Genomic DNA, 20441 nt, shown 5'->3' on the forward strand with positions numbered 1-20441 from the left:
CCAAAGGAACAAAAATCTTCTTACATCACAACTATCGGTTTGCTATTTCTTAACGGCAAAAAGGAAGTGTGTCAAAATTCCGTTTTGTGATCCCGGACTTGATACGGGATCAGTAACACCCCGATTATTCTTTCTGGAACTTCCGGCTTACCTTCAACAAGTTTGCAGTAAAGGCCACCACATTCTGCGCCTCCTGCACCATATTGAGATAGACCATGCTGACCTTCGTGCTTCCGCTCTGTCCCTGGATTCGTTTCAGTTCCTCCTTCTTCAGAAGCGTCAGTTTCGCCAGCAGGTCGACCGATTCGGCGATCAGGTCGTCCATGCGATGGTAATCGTTGCTTTCGATCATGGCAGCACTGCGGTTCAGGAAAGAAACGATGCTGTCGGTCATTTTTCCGAAGTCCTCCTTCTGTACCTCGCAGAGCGGACTGAAATGGTTGTCGACATGCTCTTTGCCTGGTTCCGTCAGGCGGCGGATACTGAACACGATCTCGCTGGCAAAGTCATTTCCCTGATAATAGTACAAACCTTTATCGATCGCGATATCATGCTCCAGCTGGGTAACGCCCAACGTGCCGACACGTTTGACCTGTTTCAGGTAACTCTTCTTCTCTTCGATCGCGATCATCACCTTCCGAAGTTCCCGCAGGTTCTCGTCCATAAAGCCATGAACAGAGCGGTTGAAAGCGTCGGAAGCGAAGTTCAGGACATTACACAACTCCTCGCGGCTATGTTCGCGGAACAGAGAAAGAGCTTCGCGTTTGTCCTTTGTCTCGCGCAGTTTGGAAATCGTCGAATCGACTTCTTCCTGCATGGCTTCCTTCTTCATCTTTTTCCGGTAAGCCAGATGACTACGGATCAACATATAAACGGCAAGCCCGACCATTGCAGCCATTGCCGCCACACCTCCGACATGGATCAACAGAGCCACCAGGAAACAGATCGTAAAAGCGGCGCCAGCCGTAATGAACCAACCTCCGATCACGGAAAGCACACCGGTGATGCGGTAAACCGCACTCTCACGTCCCCACGCACGGTCGGCGAGCGAACTACCCATTGCCACCATGAAAGCCACATAAGTCGTAGACAGAGGCAACTTCAAAGAAGTACCCACGGCAATAAGCAAACCGGAAAGCACCACATTGACGGACGCACGTACCAAGTCGAAACTCGCTTTATCCTCAAGAATAATCTCGTTATTATTAAAACGGCTGTCGATCCAGTCTTTCGCCCGTGGAGGGACTACGCTCAGAAGTGTCGTGGAGATATTATTGCAAGTACGGACCAGCGTTCTCGCCACCGGCGAAGTCCCGAAGTTCTCATTACCTTCCGACTGGCGCGAAAGATCCAGAGAGGTCTTTACGACATTATGCGCTTTCTTTGAAGTTGCAAGCGCAATGACCATGACCAGTCCGGATCCTACCAGGAAATACCACGGCGTCTTGGCCGGTTCAAGCAACGACTCCATCAGGAAAGTGTCGGTAGTGGTCGTGCCACCCTGCGCCATCAGGTCCATATAAGAAGAATAGCCTGCCAACGGAACGCCGATAAAGTTCACCAGGTCGTTACCTGCAAAGGCCAATGCCAGGGCAAACGTACCCAACAAGATCACCACTTTAAAGACATTCACCTTCAACCAGTGAAGAATCTGCATCAATATGGTGAAAAAGATAAGCGCTCCCCACACGATCGTGTCCGTATTACTATAGATCATCGTTTTAAGGTCGCCTTCCATAAAGGAACTTTCCTTCAAACCTTTGATCAACATAAAGTAAAGGATGGAAGTAGCGGCCAATCCACCGAACAGCCCGATGAAATAAGTCGCATGCTTCTTATAATTAAAGGTAAAGATCAGACGGGAAATATATTGGACAATGGCCCCGAAGAAGAAAGCGATCGCCACCGAAAGGAAAATGGCAAGTATCACCGTAAAAGCCTTATCCGTGTTCAGCAGGTCGCCCAACTGGAGCGCGCCGTTGGAATTGGCAATCTTGATCAATGAAATCGCAACCGTACCGCCCAACAATTCGAAAACCAACGAAACGGTAGTCGAAGTAGGCATCCCCAGAGAGTTGAAGATGTCCAACAACACCACATCGGTGAGCATGACAGCCAGCAAAATGCACATAATCTCCGAAAAGAAGAAATGCTGCGGCTGGTAAATCCCGTGCCTGGCAATGTCCATCATGCCGTTGGAAAGCGAGGCTCCGACAAAGATGCCGATCGCGGCAATCACCATTATTACTTTAAAAGATGCAGCTTTCGACCCTATCGCCGAATTCAAGAAGTTTACCGCATCGTTGCTGACCCCGACTGACAGGTCGAATACCGCCAGCACAAAGAGGAAAATGATCAGAAAGAGATAGAATGTCTCCATAATTGCTTGTTATGAGTTTGGTTGCAAAGGTCTGAAACAAATATTACGCAAAAATGACATAGATGTTACAAACGTGTTACAAACCTGATTATACGCCTAAAAGAACAGTTGAATAAAAAATAATGTTACCGGACTAAGGGTTTTTCCTTATATTCGCGACTTTTATTATAAAGACATTGTTAATCTTGCTCACACTTGGGAGAGAATCAGGACAATATAATGCAGTGGGTTTGCGAAATGGCTTTGTCAGATTCACAAGTCGCTCTTAAATCGCTTTACATCGCCTACTTTGCGCGGTTGATGCGATTTACGGGCCTGTATGTCTCATCGCCGGCAGAAGCCGAAGAGATCGTTTCCGACACCTTCTTAGCTATCTGGAACAACCGCCAAGCACTCCCCGGAATCGGCAATTTCGATTCCTACATTTATACCATAGCCCGCCACAAAGCCATCAGTTACTACCGTAAACAACACATGGAGCAAGTATCGCTGGACGAAGTCTCCATCGACCTGTTTACCTCTACAGAAACAACTCCCGAAGAAGAACTTATCAGCCAGGAAGGGATCAAACGGCTGAATATGGCGATCGACTCCCTACCCGCCAAATGCAAGATGGCATTCAAACTCGTCCGCGAAGACAGGCTCAAATACAAAGAAGTAGCCGCCATCCTCGACATCTCCGTCAAAACGCTGGAGGCACATCTGGCCAATGCTGTCCGCAAGCTACGGGAAACATTGGCCGAGGATACTTCAATTTAGCCTTTTCCAGCCCTTCGCTATTCCATATCACAACAGTGCTCCTTTTGTTTCACAGCCGTATTCCGTCTATATCACAACCGTGCTTCTTTCATATCACAGTTGTGGTATGAATAATGGTCGGGATGAAAATAGATTCTACATGCCTATCCGTTCGCTCCTGCATGGGCATAAACGCCAACACAAACCGGCTTATCCCTCCGGCATCCCTCAATATTTTTTTTCAGAACGACTAAGGGTATTTTCCGGTTGATGCGACTATACATATAGAAACACATAGAATGGAAAACAGAATAAACCATATAATCGCACGTGTCCTGAGCGGGGAAAGTTCTTCTGACGACATCCTTTCGTTAAGCGAATGGCTGAACGAAAACGAAAAGAACCGGGATGAATTCCGGCGGCTCAAGAATTACTGGGATGCGGATGTCGCTTTCAAGCATTCCGTCGCCCCTGCTTTCTCGGCCGACAAGCTGCAACAAAAGATCAATGTACAAAGAAGGCAGACTGACCGGCGGCAATTATGGAGAAACGCCATTCCGCTAATTGCCGCAGCCTGTTTGCTTTTCATTCTCTCTACGGCCTTTTTCCTTTATAATACAAATGACCGTACATCCGAATACTATACCTTGCTGACAGGCGAACATACCTCCAACTTCACGATGGAAGACGGAACTGTCATCACATTGAACAAGAACAGCCGCCTCAGCTATTCCGACAAATACGGCAAAAGCAGCCGCGACGTCAAGTTAGAAGGTGAAGCCTATTTCGAAGTGGCAAAAGATTCAGGCAAGCCCTTCCAAGTAGAGATGAACGGCGCCTCTATTACCGTATTGGGCACGCACTTCAACATAAAAGCAGATGCGGAATCCGACGATATCACAGCAACCCTCGTGGAAGGCTCCATCCGTTTCGAGGGTGCGAAGCAAAATATCGTGATGACTCCGAACCAGCAACTTACTTTCAGCCGGTCTACGAATAAGGTGGATGTCAAAGAAATAGACACCGACACTTTCACAGCTTGGAAAGACGGCCTGTTGAAATACAAGTCCATCCCATTCACCAAATTGATTGAGAACTTGAAAGACATCTACCAGGTAGAAATCCAGATCGACGATGAAAGACTGGCTGATCCGTCCGTCACCGTCTCCGGTACATTTGGCCAAGAACAAAGCTTTGAACAGATCCTAAAAGTGATTTCATACAGCTTACCTGTGCAATGGACGAATAATAACGGAGTTTATCATATCCAGTATGCAACACTAAAAAAGACAATGCCTATGAGAGAACGCTAATATTTATAAAACAGCACTGATGCCCGCACAGAACGGGCCACACCATGAAACAACTAAATTATTAATCTCTTAAATCAATACATAAGCATGAAAAATGTTTCGTATTACAGGCCTTTTCATCCTAAAAGCCTGAAAAAATTAGTAGCAATCACAAAAATTACAGCGGCTTCGCTATTAACGGTTTTACCCTCCGCAATGCAAGCCGAATCATCTTACTCACAATCGGCTGTAATATCCGTCAAAGCTGAACGGATGCTCCTCACTGACTTGTTTTCACAGATAGAAAAACAGAGTGAATTCTTGTTTTTCTATGTAGACAAGGATGTCTCAAACATCAAAGTCAACGTAAAAGCCGATAGTAACCAAATTGATGAAGTCCTGACACAAGCATTGACTGGAACAGGACTGACATACACCATCAATGACCGGAATATTAACATTATGCGAAAAGCATACGCCCGGCAACAACAGGTTAAGCAGATCACAGGAAAAGTCCTTGACAGCAACGGTGACCCGATCATCGGAGCCAACGTGGTGGAAAAAGGAACGACTAACGGATCCATTACTGATGTTGAAGGACTCTTCAACATCAGTATAGCACCTGGTGCTATACTTTCGATTTCCTACATCGGATACAAACCTGTCGAAATAAAAGTCGGTTCATTAAACTCGTACAATATCACACTTGAAGAAGATTCGGAAGCCTTGGATGAAGTAGTCGTGATCGGCTACGGTACAGCACGCAAGATCGACCTGACAGGATCAACCTCTTCTCTGGGAGGTGATAAACTTCGGATGAAGAGCACACCGCAACTTTCCAGTCAATTGCAAGGGCAGATGGCCGGCGTACAGATTACACGTTCCAGTGGCGACCCGTCAGCCGGAGCAACCATCCGCGTACGTGGTGTCACGACCATGTCGACCAATGACCCATTGGTGATCGTCGATGGAGTGCCCGGTACTCTTACGGATATTGCCCCTGAAGATGTAAAAGACATTCAAGTCCTGAAAGACGCAGCTTCAGCCGCAATCTACGGCTCACGTGCGGCGGCAGGTGTCATATTGGTCACGACCAAACGTGCCAGAAACAAGGAATTCCATCTTTCTTATAATGGTGAATATGGCATCAACACACCGACCGCCAAACCGAAATTCGCCAATGCCGTACAATGGATGAGCGGCCTCAACGAATTAGCCTTCAACGATGGAGCTTCATCTCTTCATTCGCTTTACTCTGAGGATATAATCAACAATTACGCGCAATTGCGAGCCGAAGATCCGGATCGCTATGCAGATACCGACTTCATGGACTTGGGACTGAAGAGCAGCACACATCACCAACGACACTCCCTTTCGCTCAGCGGAGGTACGGAAAAACTGAAAACAAACTTCAGTCTCAATTACTACAATTCGGAAGCACTTATCAAGACAAAAGATTATGAGCGTTTCAACATCCGCACGAACAATGATTATCAGATTAACAATTGGATACATGCCAATGTTGACTTGAATTTACTCTATTCCAATGCAAATGAACCCCACGGATCAATCTTTACCTTGATGGAACGTGCGCCGATCTACAATGCTTACTGGTCCGACGGACGTTTTGCCGATGGCAAAGACGGTGACAACCCTATAGCAGAACACCAATTAGGCGGCTCCATGAAAAAACAAAACTATAGTGTCGGTGGTAAATTGCAATTAGATATCACACCTGTAAAAGGATTGACTTTGACAGCCATCGTAGCACCGAAATATTCTTTTTACAAGGGTAAAGACCACCGGAAAAGATACGAAGTCTACCGGATCACCGGAGATCCTGTCCCTGGAGTCGGCTATGCCTCAACGAGCCTCAGCGAAAATCGTAACGACAACCATAGCTTGACAAAACAGTTCTATGCCAACTACAAACTACAACTGAAACGTCACTCTATCGGATTGATGGCCGGTTATGAAGATTATTCTTACAAATGGGAAGAGGAAGGTGCTTCCCGAACTAATTTTAACCTGGTTAATTATCCGTACCTGAATTTAGGGCCTGAAGATTATCAATACAATAGCGGAAAAGCCGGACATAACGCTTACCGTTCGTTCTTCGGCCGTATCATGTATTCATGGGCAGACCGCTATATATTGCAAGCCAATATCCGGTCGGACGGTTCCTCACGTTTTGCCGATGGCCACCGTTGGGGCACATTCCCGTCCGTTAGTGCAGGTTGGGTTATTTCCGAAGAGCCTTGGTTCAACAAGAACGTGATAGATTATTTGAAGTTACGCGGCTCAATCGGGCAGTTAGGCAATGAACGTTTAGGTAAGGAATTTCCCTATCAGGCAATTCTTAGTTTCGGTACAGGCTTCATTCCAAATGCGACAACCGGCATGGCAGATGTCGTACAGACGGCCTATCAGACAGACTATGCTTTCAACAACCTGACATGGGAAACGACAACCACTTATGGTTTTGGAGCCGATATCACTTTGCTGAACAACAGACTTCGCGCATCGGCCGATTATTACTACAAAAAGACGACAGACATGTTAATGGAAGTCGGATTCCCCTCATATTTCGGTTATAACGCGCCGCAAAACAACGCTGCCGACATGAATACGAAAGGTTGGGATCTCGAACTTTCCTGGAGTGACCAGATCAACGACTTCCGCTACGGCGTAAGTTTCAACCTATCCGACTATCGTTCAAAAATGGGCTACATGGCAGACCGACAGAAAATCGACGACAACAAAATCACCGAAGAAGGTTCTTACTTTAATGAATGGTACGGTTATAAAAGTATGGGCATTATCTTAAACGATGCTGCCATGCTGGACGAGAACGGCAATAAAATCCCGGTCCTGACCAACAACGACAAGGCCGGCAATATCCGTTACCAGGATATCGACGGCGATGGCAAGATCACCGCCTCCGCCGACCGTGTACGCTTGGGCAATTCCCTGCCGGAAATGCAATACGGCGGATCTCTATGGGCTGAATGGAAAGGCATAGATTTCAACTTGTCATTTCAAGGAATCGGACACCAATTGACCTATTGGAACTGGCCGGGCACACCGTTCAATTACCAGGCATACGCCTGTCCGGTAAACCTGATCGAAAGTCACTGGAGCCCGACAGCGACAGACGCGGAGAATGCCAAAGCAAAATATCCGATGCTGACGACCAATAGTGCCAATATATATGCAAAAAGTGACTTCTACATTTTCAACGGAGCTTATATGCGTATCAAAAACATCACATTGGGATACACGCTCCCATCCGAACTCACGAAGAAGTTCTTTGTCAACAGACTAAGAGTCTATTTCAGCGCCAACGACCTGCCCGCCTTCTCCAAATATCCCGAAGGATTTGATCCGGAATGGGGCGACCGCGCAAAAGACCTCATCATGTCTTCTTATATTTTTGGTCTGAATGTTTCATTTTAATTTAAGAATCCTGTTATGAACAAAATAAACAAATATCTATTAACCGGAATGGTGGCACTCGGCATGACGGCCTGTGCCAACCTCGACCTGAATCCGCTTTCAGAAGGATCGAGCGAAAATTGGTATCATGATGAAACCGAAATAGAAATGGCTCTTAACGATCTGTGGAGACCAGACTTCTTCCCGATTGACGCGATCTATTGGGACGATGATTTGCTGAATCGAAACGGTTCCAACGAAGTCACACTCGGAACAGTCACCTCCCAATGGGGAACAGCATCAAGCCGCTGGACCTCATTATACAAATCCATCGCTCGCGCAACAAAAGTCATCAATGCGTTGGACAATGGGACAGCAGCAGGAATAAGCGAAAGCAAAATCAACCAATACAAAGGAGAAGCTTACTTCATGTTGGGGTTTGCTTATTGTGAACTGACTGCCTATTACGGAGATTGTGTGTTGAATAAAGGTATGACTTTGGATGAAGCATACGTGGCGACCCGCTCACCCAAAAGCGAAGTACTTGCATACGCTTTCGAGTGTTTGGATAAAGCTGCCGAATATCTGCCCAACTCCTATAAAGGTCAACAACGACCAACTAAAGGAGCTGCTCTCGGTTTCAAAGCCCGGTTTGCCCTCTTCCACGAAGACTGGCAAACTGCTGTCGATGCTGCACAAAAATGTATGGATCTCGGAGTCTACAAATTACACGACAATTATCGGGAAATGTTCCAAGCCTCCAGTTCTCCCGAATTCATGTTTTATTTCAAAGGCGACTTGACATTAAAGAAAGGATACGGTTTCATGGAAAATGTACGTGACTTCGTCATACGCAAAATCGGCGGTCACTGCAATCAAAGTCCGTCATTGGAACTGTTCTGTTCCTATACCTGTACGGACGGCTTGCCTATCGACAAGTCACCGCTCTATAACCCGAAAGATCCGTTTGCCAACCGTGACCCGCGCCTGGCGATGACGATCCAGCCTTTCAAGACCAAATACTCTGCCGATTATACAGAATATGAACAGTCAAAAAAAGACGGGACATTCCCTGAAAAATATCCGGACTATATCACATTAGGCTATGAATTCAATCCCAGTCCTTATGCGAATACAGTATACGAAGTGTCAACCGGCAAGATGGTAGTCAACACCGATTCCAAAGCCTCAAACCAACATTCGGCTTATAATGGCCTGATACTCCGAAAATTTGTAAAGGATGACTGGAAAGATTTCAACAATTATAATCTGAAAGCAGACAACTGTTACCCATACTTGCGTTATGCTGAAATACTGATGACTTACGTAGAAGCAAAAAACGAAATGGGACAATGTACGCAAGATGACTTGGACAAAACGATCAATCTGATCCGCGAACGTGCCTACCGTGAGACCGGCATCGCTTACCCGCACGTAGAAGCGCAATCGCAAGAGGCTCTGCGTAAAATCATCCGCATGGACCGCCGTTCGGAATTTGCATTCGAAGGGTTACGCTACCGCGATTTGCTGCGTTGGCGCATTGCCGAGAAATCACACAACAAGTCAATGTATTACCTGAATCGAGCCTGGTCTAATTCTGCCAACTGGAACGGTTTGACCGGCAGTGAATCGAACATCGAATTGTCTCAGGACTTCATGACTTTGTTGAAGAACTGGGACGAAGGCAACTACCCCATAGGCGGCGTACCGACGATCGATGAAGACGGGTTGCCAAACCTTTCACCGATGGAAACTGCCGGATATATCACCACGTTCTACAAGATGTCATTCGACTCGCAGAAAAACTATTTGTGGCCTATTCCAGCCAACGATATCTTGGTCAACGGCAACCTGACGCAAAACGACGGGTATTAATTCTCTGATAATCGAAGTCTCGATTTTGGTATTTCAACTTTGAAAACCAATAACCGAGGCTTCGAAAATACCATTTCAACGTTGAAAACTCATAATCGAGGCCTCGATTAACAAATATTGTTTTTATGAAGTATAAACTATTTCTCCTTATTCTTTGTATAACATTCTTTTCCTGCCACTTGGAAAAAAGAGAAAATACAGCTGCATCTGTCAAAGAAGTTGACATTTGTATCTACGGGGGAACATCCGCAGGCGTTGTAGCTGCTTACTCTGCAAAAAAAATGGGTAAATCCGTCCTCTTGGTAGAACCTGGTAAATATTTAGGAGGTATGACTACAGGTGGATTAGGTGCAACGGATATCGGGAACAAATATGCAGTTACCGGACTGGCACGTCTTTTCTATCGTCGCATAGGAGAGCATTATAATAAATTCGAACAATGGACCTTTCCGCCGAGTGTTGCGACTGCAACCATGAACCGCTTTGTGAAAGACGCGGATTTAGATGTCCTGTATTATCGCCGCATAACAGATGCTCAAGTTCAGAATAAAAGAATAAAAAGTATCACTTTGGAAGATTCCCGGCAACCGGATGAAAAGACCTTGATACGGGTCAAAGCCAAACAGTTCATCGATTGTTCGTATGAAGGAGATTTGATGGCAAAAGCCGGCGTCTCTTATTTTGTCGGACGTGAAGGAAACGAAGAACAGGACGAGACGCTTAACGGAGTCCAGATGTCTATCTGGCATCAATTCCCGGACGGAGTAGATCCGTACCTGAAAGAGGGAGATCCGAACAGCGGCTTATGTTGGGGAATCCAGCCCAATACACTGGAAGAAAGAGGAAGCGGGGATAAACTCGTACAAGCATACAATTTCCGCCTATGCCTCACCGACAATAAAGAAAATCAACGTCCGTTCGAGAAACCGGGAAACTATGATCCGGCCAAATACGAACTATTGGCACGTGCTATCCGTAAAATGGATTTACACATAGACAATTATCTCTTATTCAACTGGGGCATGATGCCGGATAATAAATATGATGTGAATAACCGAGGGCCGCTATCGACCGATATGATCGGTATGAACTATGAATATCCGGATGGCGACTACGCAACCCGCGAACGGATCTGGCAGGAACATGTAGACTACACAAAAGGGCTACTCTATTTCCTTACACACGATGAAAGAGTTCCCGCCGAACTTCGCGACCAGGTTTCCAGATTCGGATGGGCGAAAGATGAATTTGTAGACAATGATAACTTCCCGACCCAGCTATACGTGCGCGAAGCCCGCCGCCTGAACGGGGAATATATCATGACGCAAAAGAATTGCCAGGGAGAAGAGACTGTGGGAGATGCGATCGGAATGGCTGCCTACGGGATGGACTCCCATAATTGCCAACGTATCGTGACAAACGGTATGGTGAAAAATGAAGGGGATGTCCAATTTCACGGTTTCCCACCCTATCCAATCTCGTACAAGAGTATTACGCCCAAGCGTGAAGAATGTACCAACCTGCTGGTTCCAGTATGCGTTTCTTCCACCCATATCGCTTTCGGATCGATCCGGATGGAACCGGTCTTTATGGTGCTGGGACAGTCGGCAGCCGTAGCATCGGCATTAGCGATCGACGATAATACCGACGTCCAGACAATAGACGTAACCAAGCTAAGGAAAATCCTGAAAGAGAATCCTTATCTGGACGGTTCTACTCCCGAAATATTAGTCGATGACAGCGATATCGACAAAATAGAAAGAGCAGGACATTGGCAAAAAAGTTTCGGAGCACATTATAAGAACAGCTTCTTAAAGTCGGCAAACCAAAAGAACAATAGCTCTTTCACCTTTATGCCTGTTATTAAAAAGGCGGACACATACGAAGTTTTCTTTTACTGCACAGCTCTTCCCGACCAGGAAATGCCCGAAGTTATGGCTTTTGACATTATTAGCAAAGAGGGCGTCAAGCAAGTAGAAATATCACCCAGATCCCACAAAGGTTCATGGGTTAGCTTAGGCACATACGCGTTTGAGAAAGGCAACTGGACATCTTCTGTCAGGATTGACGGCAGTCGTTCGAAGGGAGCCTTATTTGCCGATGCCATTATATTAGTTCCTAAAAAATAAAATTCTTATCTTTATGGCTCCCATAAAGACCAGTATAAAAAGAGAATACCATGATTACACGACGTGATTTTTTAAAAGTAACGGCGGCAGGAGGCGCATTAGCCTCTTTAGGTAGCGTGACGGAAGCTAAGGCCGCGATGCAGTCAGCCGTTCCCGATGAAGGGTTCTGCCATGAAGGGGCGCGTAAGATTCCGGTGATTGCAGAAGTAGACCTTGTGGTCGCGGGCGGAAGTTCGCGCGCCATTGCCGCAGCTGTCGCCGCAGCGAAAGCGGGCAGCCGGGTTTATTTAGTTGGCTACATGCCTTATTTAGGTGAAGACATATGCGGCTCGCATCTCTACGAACGGGAGGAAGGGGAAAAACCGCAGACAGCACTTGCACGCAAGCTCTTTCCGGGGAAAAGTTTCCCGACTCCGCTTCATATAAAGAAAACATTGGAAGACGAGTTGATCGACAACGACGTCCGGTTCCTTTACAGCAGCTATGTGACGAATGTGCTGACGGACCCGTCCGGTAAACCTGCGGGAGTCGTGATTGCAAACCGTTCGGGCAGGCAGGCCATCCGTTGCAAAGCGATTATCGACGCGACTCACAATGCTTCCGTTGCAGGACTATCAGGAGCAGAACGTAAACCTTTTACCGCAGGTACGCAGGAATTCCGCTATACCGTAGTAGGAAATACCAGGAAGGAAGCGCCGGAAATCATCGAGGCCGAAGAATTGTCCCAATCCGTCAAGGTTGGCGGGAAAAGCTATCCGGTCACCCGCTATACATTCCGTTTACCGCTCAAAGACGACTCGTATGCGTCGCTGGCCGAGGCAGAACAGATCATCCGTAACCACACCTGGGATATAGAGCAGGTCGACAGTTCGGATCTGCTCTGGTATATTCCGAAACAAACGATTGACAGCGAGAAAGCATATAACGGGAATCCGGCTTCCCTGCGCAAGTTGCCGATGCAAGCCTTCAAATCAAAGAATATCGCGAACCTCTGGGTACTCGGTCCCTGTGCCGAAATACCCAGAGAACTGGCGGCCAAAGTGATGCGTCCCGTACCGGCCCTGTTCATTGGAGAGATGATGGGCGAGATGGTTGCCGGGCAGATAAAGGATATACCCGTACCGGCTCAGGCCGCTGTCCGCCAGCCTAAAGTAAATGCTTCGAACTACGGAGAAACAGGCGAACTGCTCTCCCCGCTCCGTCCGTCCCTGCTAAAGGGGTTCGTCGACTCTCCGGCAGGCGCACTTCCGGTTTTAGGCAGCTACGATGTAGTTGTGATGGGAGGCGGTACGGCAGGTGCTTCCGCCGGAATATCCGCAGCCAAACAGGGAGCCGATACATTGGTATTGGAATACCTGCACGGGCTTGGCGGATTGAGCACGTTAGGGATGATCGGAGTCTATTGGGACGGGTTCCGGGGCGGATATACCGCCCATATAGACAAGAGTGTCCTGGCAATGGCTCCCGAAGACCATCCGAGACAGCCCAAAGGGGAAGGACGTTTCCCCGCCGACTGGAAAATGGAATGGCATCGCAAAGAGCTGTTGCAGGCAGGAGGCAAACTCTGGTTCGGCGTGATGGGATGCGGGGCTTTGACAGAAGGAAACCAGGTAAAAGGAGTCGTAGTCGCCACTCCCTTCGGACGAGGCGTCATCCTGTCCAAAGTTTTGATAGACAGTACCGGGAGTGCAGACATCGCCATCGCCGCCGGCGCATCATTCGATTATACAGGTAAAAAGACAATCGCCGTACAAGGTGCGGGAACCGGCAAATGGGCTCCGGGTGACTATTACAACAATAACGACTGGTTGTTCGTTGACGACACGGATATCCTGGATGTCTCACGCGCTTTCGTCCAAGCCAAGACAAAGCTGCAAGGACAGTACGACCTGGTCAAAATCCCCCAGACACGCGAACGCCGGCGGGTGATCGGAGACTACATCATCTCGGTCTACGACGTGATTAACCATCGCCGCTATCCCGACACGATTTCTTATCACAAAAGTTCGTTCGATACACACGGCATGATCATCGACCCGCTCTTCATCCTGAACCCGCCGGAAAAACGGCATATGATCTACGACGCGGATGTTCCGCTGCGCAGTCTTCTGCCCAAGGGCTTGGAAGGTATTCTGACAACCGGCCTGGGAGCAAGTGCGCACCGGGACGCCATGCCGGTGATCCGTATGCAGCCTTGCCTGCAAAACCAGGGATATGCTGTCGGTTATCTTTCCGCCCTATGCGTCAAGGAAAACAAATCTCCCCGTAAAATAGACATCAAGAAGGTACAGCGACACTTGGTCAAGATCGGCAATCTGCCGGAACGGGTATTGACGGATAAGGAGTTCAAAGGATTCAGCAATTCCGAGATGAAGAAGGCACTCGCCAGCGTGACAGACAACTACAAAGGGCTCGAAATATTGCTGACCGATCCCGAACGTTGCATCCAGCTCGCCCACAAACAAATCGCCGGGGCAACCATGCCGGAAGAAAAAGTGATCCTCTCCAGCATCCTGTGCATTTTAGGCCAAGGGAAAACGGCACCGGTACTGGCAGAAGCCATCCGGCAATATAAGGATTGGGACGAAGGCTGGCACTATACCGGCATGGGACAGTTCGGCATGTGCCTCAGCCGCCTGGATGCCCTGATCACCGCATTGGGGAATGCCCACGACACTTCCGTCCTTCCCGTCGTACTGGAAAAGGCAAAGAAGTTGGAACCGGAAGACTATCTCTCCCATTTCCGTGCCATCGCTATGGCCACGGAAGCAATAGGCAGCCGCGAAGCCGTTCCCGTACTGCTGGCCATGCTGACGGCACCGGGCGTACGGGGCCATTCGATCCTTTCGTATGCCGAAGCCCGCAGCAGTGCCGTCCCCGATCTCAACGACACGTCTACCCGCAACCTCGCATTGAAGGAATTGCATTTAGCAAGGGCACTCTATCTCTGCGGCGACCAGGACGGTATCGGGGAAAAGGTGCTCCGACGGTATGCCGACGGCTTGCAAGGCCATTACGCCCGTTATGCAAATGAAATATTAAACAGTAAATAATACCTTATGAGAAAGAAAACACTTGTACTCTCCCTCCTTTTGGCCTGTGCGACCGCTTTCGGCCAGTCGTCCTACGACCTGGTGATCGTCGGCGGCAATCCCGGAGGGATCATGGCAGCCATCTCGGCCGCCCGGATGGGGAAAAAATCGGTGATACTCGAACGTACCCGCAATGTCGGCGGACTTCCCGCCAACGGACTCGGAGCAACCGACATCGCCACCCGTGCCGCAACGACCGGCCTGTTCCGTGAGTTTGTGGACGGAGTGAAACAATACTATATCGACACCTATGGCCCTGACTCCGAGCAGGTGAAAGTATGCAGCGACGGCTACCACTTCGAACCCTCCGTCGGGGCACGGGTTTTCCAGCAGATGATAGACGAACAGAAAGACAAGATCACCGTCCTCACCATGCGCCAGTTCGATGCGGAAGATGAAAACATCGTCATGCACGACAACCGCATCGAGAAGATCCGCATCCTGAACCGTGAAACCGGGCAAACAGAAGAATACACCGGTTCCGTCTTCTTAGATGCCACCTACGAAGGCGATCTCGGAGCCACTGCCGGAGTCCCCTTTCGCGTAGGCCGTGAAGGGAAAGACGAGTTTAACGAACCGGGCGCCGGACGCGTCTACAAATATTGGGGCGGTCCGGAAGGCGACGGCAGCACGTTCAAGAAAGACAATGCCGTGCAGTCCTACAATTACCGCCTCTGCCTGACCAACAATCCGGCGAACCGCGTGGCTTTCACCAAGCCGGCCCGTTACAACCGCGAAGACTATGCCTCCATCGTGGAGGACGTCTGGACCGGACGCAACACGGATGCCGCCATGCAACGCGTGACTTCCGAAATGATGGAAGAGAACCGGAAACATATCAAGGCCGGCAACCCGTCGAAACTTCCGGGCGACAAATGGGGGATCGCCAAGATCACCAACATCGTCCATGTCCCGAACATGAAGACGGACGCCAATAACCAGCACGGCGTGTTCGTCTCCACCGACCTGCCGGAGGAGAACTGGCCCTGGCCCACCTCTTCGTGGGAATGGCGCGACAAGTTCGCCCAACGCTTGCGCGAATATACCGAAGGTCTCTTCTGGTTCGCCCAGAACGATCCCGAACTGCCCGCCCACTTCCGCAAAGCGGCAAAAGAATGGGGACTTTCGAAAGACGAATACACGGATAACGGGCATTTCCCGCGCCAGGTCTACGTCCGCGAAGGCCGTCGTTTCGAAGGCGCATACTTCTTTACCGCCAACGATGCCATCCCGGTAACGATCGGTAGCCGCCCGCCCATCCACGAAAGCAGCATAACGGCCAGCCATTATGCGCTGGACTCGCATGCGGTACGGAAAAGAGAAGAAGGAAGGGTGCATTTGGACGGTTTCCTGAGCTATCCGTCGGCAGTTTACACAGTCCCTTATGGCGTGATGGTTCCGAAAGAGGTGGACAACCTGCTGTTGCCCGTCCCGGTGTCGGGTTCGCACATCGGATTTTCCACCCTGCGCATGGAGCCCTGCTGGATGGCGATGGGACAGGCCGCCGGTATTGCTTCAGCCCTTTCGATCGACGGGAAGGTGAAGGTGCAGAACATCGACCTCTCCCGCCTGCAGGACAAGCTGGTCGACCAGAAGGCGACGCTTATGTATTTCAAGGATGTGGATAATACCAGTCCTCACTTCCGCATGGTGCAATATTTAGGACTTCGCGGATATCTCCCCGAATGGACTGCCCGTTTGCAGGAACCGGTAGATGCAGCCACATTGGCCGCCTGGAAAAAGCTGAGTGGAACGGACCTCACAGGTATCGAAGCCGGAAAGACAACAAGACTTGCTGCGTTGGAAAAGATTTATCAGAAGATAAAATAAGTAGTCATTCATATATTAGGCCCGGATTAACACGGATATATATTATCCGCGAAATCCGGGCCTATTATTTGTAGGTGTTAATCACCATTTAATCCGGCTTGCAATAGTTCAACACCTCCACATTGCGGATCGAACTTTTGAAATCCCCCGCTTTTTCCAAGGGGAAGACCAATGTGCGGACATACCGCATCGAATCTTTTCCACCATTGAAGTAACGTTTCTGGATATCCAGGTCTTCTTTCAGTTTGCCGTCGATGTAAAGCCGCGTAGATTTCTCGTCCCCGGTGATGGTTACCGATGCGGTCTCTTCGGGATAAAACTGGTAGTTGAAGGTATTCAGATAGCCATCCCTGACAAATCCCAACTTCCCGGAAGCCGGATCAGACAGGTAAAAGACGGCATCAGGCGAACGGAACAATTCGGTTCCCTTTTCCTCCGCCTCCGCTTTGATATCGAAAGAGACGGTATAATGATAGCCGATCTCTTTCAATCCCGTTTCCATTCCCGGCTTCAAGGTTTCGAGGTTGTAGACGGCACGCGGCTTCGTACCGATACGCCCGGCCACGTTCACGCCCGGAGCTTCGCTGATCGCCATACGCGCACTGTTAAAGTCGGCATACGGAACCGTACAATCCTTGCCTGTCCACATCTTGACAGCTAACGTCTGCATGGCGGGAAACACGCGGTAGTGAATATCCTTCGTGCTGATGCCGTTGCCCGCATGGTCGTTCCAGACGGCAAACATACCGCCTTTGATCTGTTTATGCTTTTCAGGGAACACCTCTTTCCCGATGTGGGCGGGCGTCCATTCCTTATAAAGCATTTCCGTATTCAGGTAATCATAATAATAGCCTGCTGCGGGGACGATATACAGGTAGCCGTCGGGAATGCTGATCAGGTCATACCCTTGCTTGATCATCTCTTTCGGATCGGCATAGCCGTTATACCACGCGCTCATCAGCACGTTTTCAGACTTGACAGGCGTCTCGCCCTTCGCATGCGTCAAGGCTCCCCAGACACAAGCCTGCTTGCCGAAGCCTTCCACGAAACGGATATAGTGATCGGTGAAAGCACGGAATTTCTCCACCACATCCTGCTTCTTATTGGAATATTCGTCCGTACCGATATGGACACGTTTGCCGGCAAAGACAGGATTGCGTCCTTCCAGGTACTCGCGGAAAAGAGCGTCCACGAACTCATAAGTTTCAGGCTTGAACAAGTCGAGATGGTCCATGCCGTACTCTTCGCTGCCGATCTCCGGCTTGTATTGTGTAAGCGCAAGCGAATGGGCCGGGACATCTATCTCCGGGATAATCTCGACACCCAGGCTGTCGGCGAGTTGCTGGAGGGCGATAAACTCCTTTTTCGTATAATAGCCGTCGCGGGCGGTCAGTCCGGGGAAAGTTTCGCATTCGAGGCGGAAAGCCGAATAGGTCTTGTTCCAGTCATGATTGTAATACTGCTTGAAGGCATTATCGTTCAAATGGATCTGGAACGTGTTCATCTTGTAGTAAGCCATCATCTTCACATAATCGCGCAACATGCTCATCGGGATAAACTTACGCCCGCAATCCATCATAAAGCCACGGATCGCATAGTCGGGATAATCGCGGGCCGTCCCTTTCGGCAAAGCCTGGTCGGCCTGCTGTTCGGTCAGCTGCAGCAACGTGCGGGTAGCCCAATACAGCCCCTTGCTCTTGGGAGCGGTAACGGTGACACGGTCGGCGATCTTCATCGTGTAGCCTTCCTCCCCCAACCGGCTGTCGGACGAGAGTGACAAAACGAAATCGCCGGCAGCCGCACGGCCTTGCACGACCATCATCCGGCGGCCGAACATCAATGCATAGTCTTCGGCAAACTGATTGGCGACACGGGCTACGGACGGATCTTTTCCGGTGTACACGATCCGGGATGTCGCCGTAGGAGTGAACATTCCCTGACTACCTCTCCATTCCTGCAATTCAGGGATGACGAACGGTTTCTTGTTGTTTGCGGCGTCTGCCTTCGTAGGCAATAACAATAAAGCTGCCGAAAGCAGCCAATAGAGTTGTATCTTCATAGGTATTTGAATTTATTCGGAACAAAGATACGAATTATTCCTTACCTGCCACAACCGGAAGCACCGGCCCGCTTTCGTTAAAAGATGACTAAATAGCAGGGCGTTTCTGAATGATTTATTACTTTTGCATCTAAAATCATTTTAATGAGTTACAATTGGAACACACGGACGGAACTTTTGTTAGGGGCCGACCGGATGGAACAGCTTGCACATAGCCATGTGCTGATAGTAGGATTAGGAGGTGTGGGCGCTTATGCCGCCGAACAGATATGCCGGGCCGGGATCGGCCACATGACGATCGTCGACGCCGATACGGTAAACGAAAGCAATATCAACCGCCAACTGCCGGCGTTACATTCGACGTTGGGGATGCCGAAAGCCGAAGTCGTAGCCCGTCGCCTGTTGGATATCAATCCGAGACTGAAACTAAACGTCCTGAACGAGTTCCTGCGCGACGAGCGGACGGAAGAGGTGCTTTCCGCGACCCGGTATGATTTCGTCGTCGATGCGATCGATTCCCTCAGCCCGAAAGTGTTCCTCTTATATCACGCCCATAAGAAAAATATCCCTGTCGTTTCCTCGATGGGCGCCGGAGCCAAACTGGACCCGTCACTGGTCAGGATCGCGGATATCTCGAAGACCTGCAACTGCGCGTTGGCAAAAGCCGTACGCAAACGGCTGCGCGGGCTGGGCGTCAACAAAGGGATTCCGGTTGTCTTCTCTACCGAGATAGCCAATCCGGATGCCGTCGTAGAAGTGGAAGGCGAACAATGCAAACGGACAACGACCGGCACGGTATCTTATATGCCCGCCATATTCGGATGCTACTTAGCCTCCTATGTTATTAACCGGTTGAAAGCTGAAAGTTGAAAATGAAAAGTTATTCTTTTCCTTATCCAACTTTCAACTTTCAACTTTCAACTTTCAACTGATATGATAAAGACAGAAGGGATAACCAAGAGCTTCGGCTCCCTGCAAGTATTGAAAGGAATCGACCTGACGATAGGCGAGGGCGAGATCGTAGCGATTGTCGGTCCGAGCGGGGCAGGCAAGACGACCCTGCTCCAGATCATCGGGACGCTCGATGCGCCGGACAGCGGCAAACTGTATATAAACGGGACCGAAACCGTCCGCCTTTCCGAAGAAAAACTGGCGGCATTCCGCAACCGGAACATCGGCTTCGTCTTCCAGTTCCATCAGCTTCTCCCGGAGTTCACGGCTTTGGAGAACGTGATGATCCCGGCCCTGATCGCCCGCGAGAAACCGGCTGCGGCGGAGAAAAGGGCGAAGGAAATCCTGGACTTCATGAACCTGACGGACCGGATGTCTCACAAGCCCAACGAACTGTCGGGCGGAGAGAAACAGCGTGTAGCCGTCGCCCGCGCCCTCATCAACAACCCGTCCGTGATCCTTGCCGACGAACCGTCGGGCAGCCTGGACACCAAGAATAAGGAAGAACTGCACAAGCTCTTCTTCGACCTGCGCGACCAGATGCACCAAACCTTCGTGATCGTCACGCACGACGAGCAACTGGCAACCGATACGGACCGCGTGATCCATATCAAAGACGGAACGGTTCAACAGTTGAAAGGGGAAAGTTGAAAGTGAAAA

11 protein-coding genes are annotated in these 20441 nt (G+C 49.4%); 9 read left to right on the plus strand and 2 right to left on the minus strand.

From position 1 onward, the window contains the following. Nucleotides 1–124 precede the first annotated feature (124 nt). Nucleotides 125–2380, minus strand: coding sequence for an inorganic phosphate transporter (locus tag H8S65_RS06730; RefSeq protein WP_186929227.1), 2256 nt, complete (start codon nt 2378–2380; stop codon nt 125–127). 219 nt (nt 2381–2599) lie between these two features. Between H8S65_RS06730 and H8S65_RS06735 the strand changes: the two genes are divergently transcribed. The 7 genes from H8S65_RS06735 to H8S65_RS06765 all read left to right on the plus strand — a co-directional run bounded on the left by H8S65_RS06735 (nt 2600) and on the right by H8S65_RS06765 (nt 16771). Then, on the plus strand, nt 2600–3139 hold the full coding sequence (locus H8S65_RS06735; protein WP_186929272.1) for an RNA polymerase sigma-70 factor: 540 nt from the start codon (nt 2600–2602) through the stop codon (nt 3137–3139). Between the two features lie 278 nt (nt 3140–3417). Further along, the gene (locus H8S65_RS06740) at nt 3418–4431 is read left to right on the plus strand and encodes a FecR family protein (RefSeq protein WP_186929228.1); all 1014 of its coding nucleotides are present in this window, start codon (nt 3418–3420) and stop codon (nt 4429–4431) included. A gap of 87 nt (nt 4432–4518) precedes the next feature. Then, the gene (locus H8S65_RS06745; protein WP_186929229.1) at nt 4519–7866 is read left to right on the plus strand and encodes a SusC/RagA family TonB-linked outer membrane protein; all 3348 of its coding nucleotides are present in this window, start codon (nt 4519–4521) and stop codon (nt 7864–7866) included. A gap of 15 nt (nt 7867–7881) precedes the next feature. After that, nucleotides 7882–9720: a RagB/SusD family nutrient uptake outer membrane protein gene (locus H8S65_RS06750; RefSeq protein WP_186929230.1), complete on the plus strand. Its 1839-nt coding sequence runs from the start codon at nt 7882–7884 to the stop codon at nt 9718–9720. Between the two features lie 125 nt (nt 9721–9845). Then, nucleotides 9846–11849 carry an FAD-dependent oxidoreductase gene (locus H8S65_RS06755; RefSeq protein WP_186929231.1) on the plus strand — a complete coding sequence of 668 codons (2004 nt, stop codon included), beginning with the start codon at nt 9846–9848 and terminating at the stop codon, nt 11847–11849. Between the two features lie 50 nt (nt 11850–11899). Next, nucleotides 11900–14902, plus strand: a complete 3003-nt coding sequence (locus H8S65_RS06760; RefSeq protein ID WP_186929232.1) for an FAD-dependent oxidoreductase — start codon at nt 11900–11902, stop codon at nt 14900–14902. 6 nt (nt 14903–14908) lie between these two features. Next, nucleotides 14909–16771 carry an FAD-dependent oxidoreductase gene (locus H8S65_RS06765; RefSeq protein WP_186929233.1) on the plus strand — a complete coding sequence of 621 codons (1863 nt, stop codon included), beginning with the start codon at nt 14909–14911 and terminating at the stop codon, nt 16769–16771. Between the two features lie 88 nt (nt 16772–16859). Here H8S65_RS06765 and H8S65_RS06770 read toward each other — a convergent pair whose 3' ends face one another. Beyond that, nucleotides 16860–18830, minus strand: coding sequence for a beta-N-acetylhexosaminidase (locus tag H8S65_RS06770; protein ID WP_186929234.1), 1971 nt, complete (start codon nt 18828–18830; stop codon nt 16860–16862). A gap of 144 nt (nt 18831–18974) precedes the next feature. On the opposite strand from H8S65_RS06770, the gene H8S65_RS06775 reads away from it, so the two are divergent. Next, entirely contained in the window at nt 18975–19700 is a 726-nt protein-coding gene (locus tag H8S65_RS06775; RefSeq protein WP_122115230.1) for a tRNA threonylcarbamoyladenosine dehydratase, read from the plus strand. A gap of 63 nt (nt 19701–19763) precedes the next feature. Beyond that, nucleotides 19764–20432 (plus strand): ABC transporter ATP-binding protein, encoded by a 669-nt coding sequence (locus tag H8S65_RS06780; RefSeq protein ID WP_186929235.1) that lies wholly within the window; start codon nt 19764–19766, stop codon nt 20430–20432. Nucleotides 20433–20441 lie beyond the last annotated feature (9 nt).

It is taken from the genome of Parabacteroides hominis (assembly GCF_014287585.1).
Lineage (GTDB): Bacteria > Bacteroidota > Bacteroidia > Bacteroidales > Tannerellaceae > Parabacteroides > Parabacteroides hominis.

Bases quoted from the DNA above. Each gene is read 5' to 3' on its own strand.
- H8S65_RS06730 (WP_186929227.1), bottom strand. From the start codon at position 2,380: ATGGAGACATTCTATCTCTTTCTGATCATTTTCCTCTTTGTGCTGGCG.
- H8S65_RS06735 (WP_186929272.1), top strand. From the start codon at position 2,600: ATGCAGTGGGTTTGCGAAATGGCTTTGTCAGATTCACAAGTCGCTCTT.
- H8S65_RS06740 (WP_186929228.1), top strand. From the start codon at position 3,418: ATGGAAAACAGAATAAACCATATAATCGCACGTGTCCTGAGCGGGGAA.
- H8S65_RS06745 (WP_186929229.1), top strand. From the start codon at position 4,519: ATGAAAAATGTTTCGTATTACAGGCCTTTTCATCCTAAAAGCCTGAAA.
- H8S65_RS06750 (WP_186929230.1), top strand. From the start codon at position 7,882: ATGAACAAAATAAACAAATATCTATTAACCGGAATGGTGGCACTCGGC.
- H8S65_RS06755 (WP_186929231.1), top strand. From the start codon at position 9,846: ATGAAGTATAAACTATTTCTCCTTATTCTTTGTATAACATTCTTTTCC.
- H8S65_RS06760 (WP_186929232.1), top strand. From the start codon at position 11,900: ATGATTACACGACGTGATTTTTTAAAAGTAACGGCGGCAGGAGGCGCA.
- H8S65_RS06765 (WP_186929233.1), top strand. From the start codon at position 14,909: ATGAGAAAGAAAACACTTGTACTCTCCCTCCTTTTGGCCTGTGCGACC.
- H8S65_RS06770 (WP_186929234.1), bottom strand. From the start codon at position 18,830: ATGAAGATACAACTCTATTGGCTGCTTTCGGCAGCTTTATTGTTATTG.
- H8S65_RS06775 (WP_122115230.1), top strand. From the start codon at position 18,975: ATGAGTTACAATTGGAACACACGGACGGAACTTTTGTTAGGGGCCGAC.
- H8S65_RS06780 (WP_186929235.1), top strand. From the start codon at position 19,764: ATGATAAAGACAGAAGGGATAACCAAGAGCTTCGGCTCCCTGCAAGTA.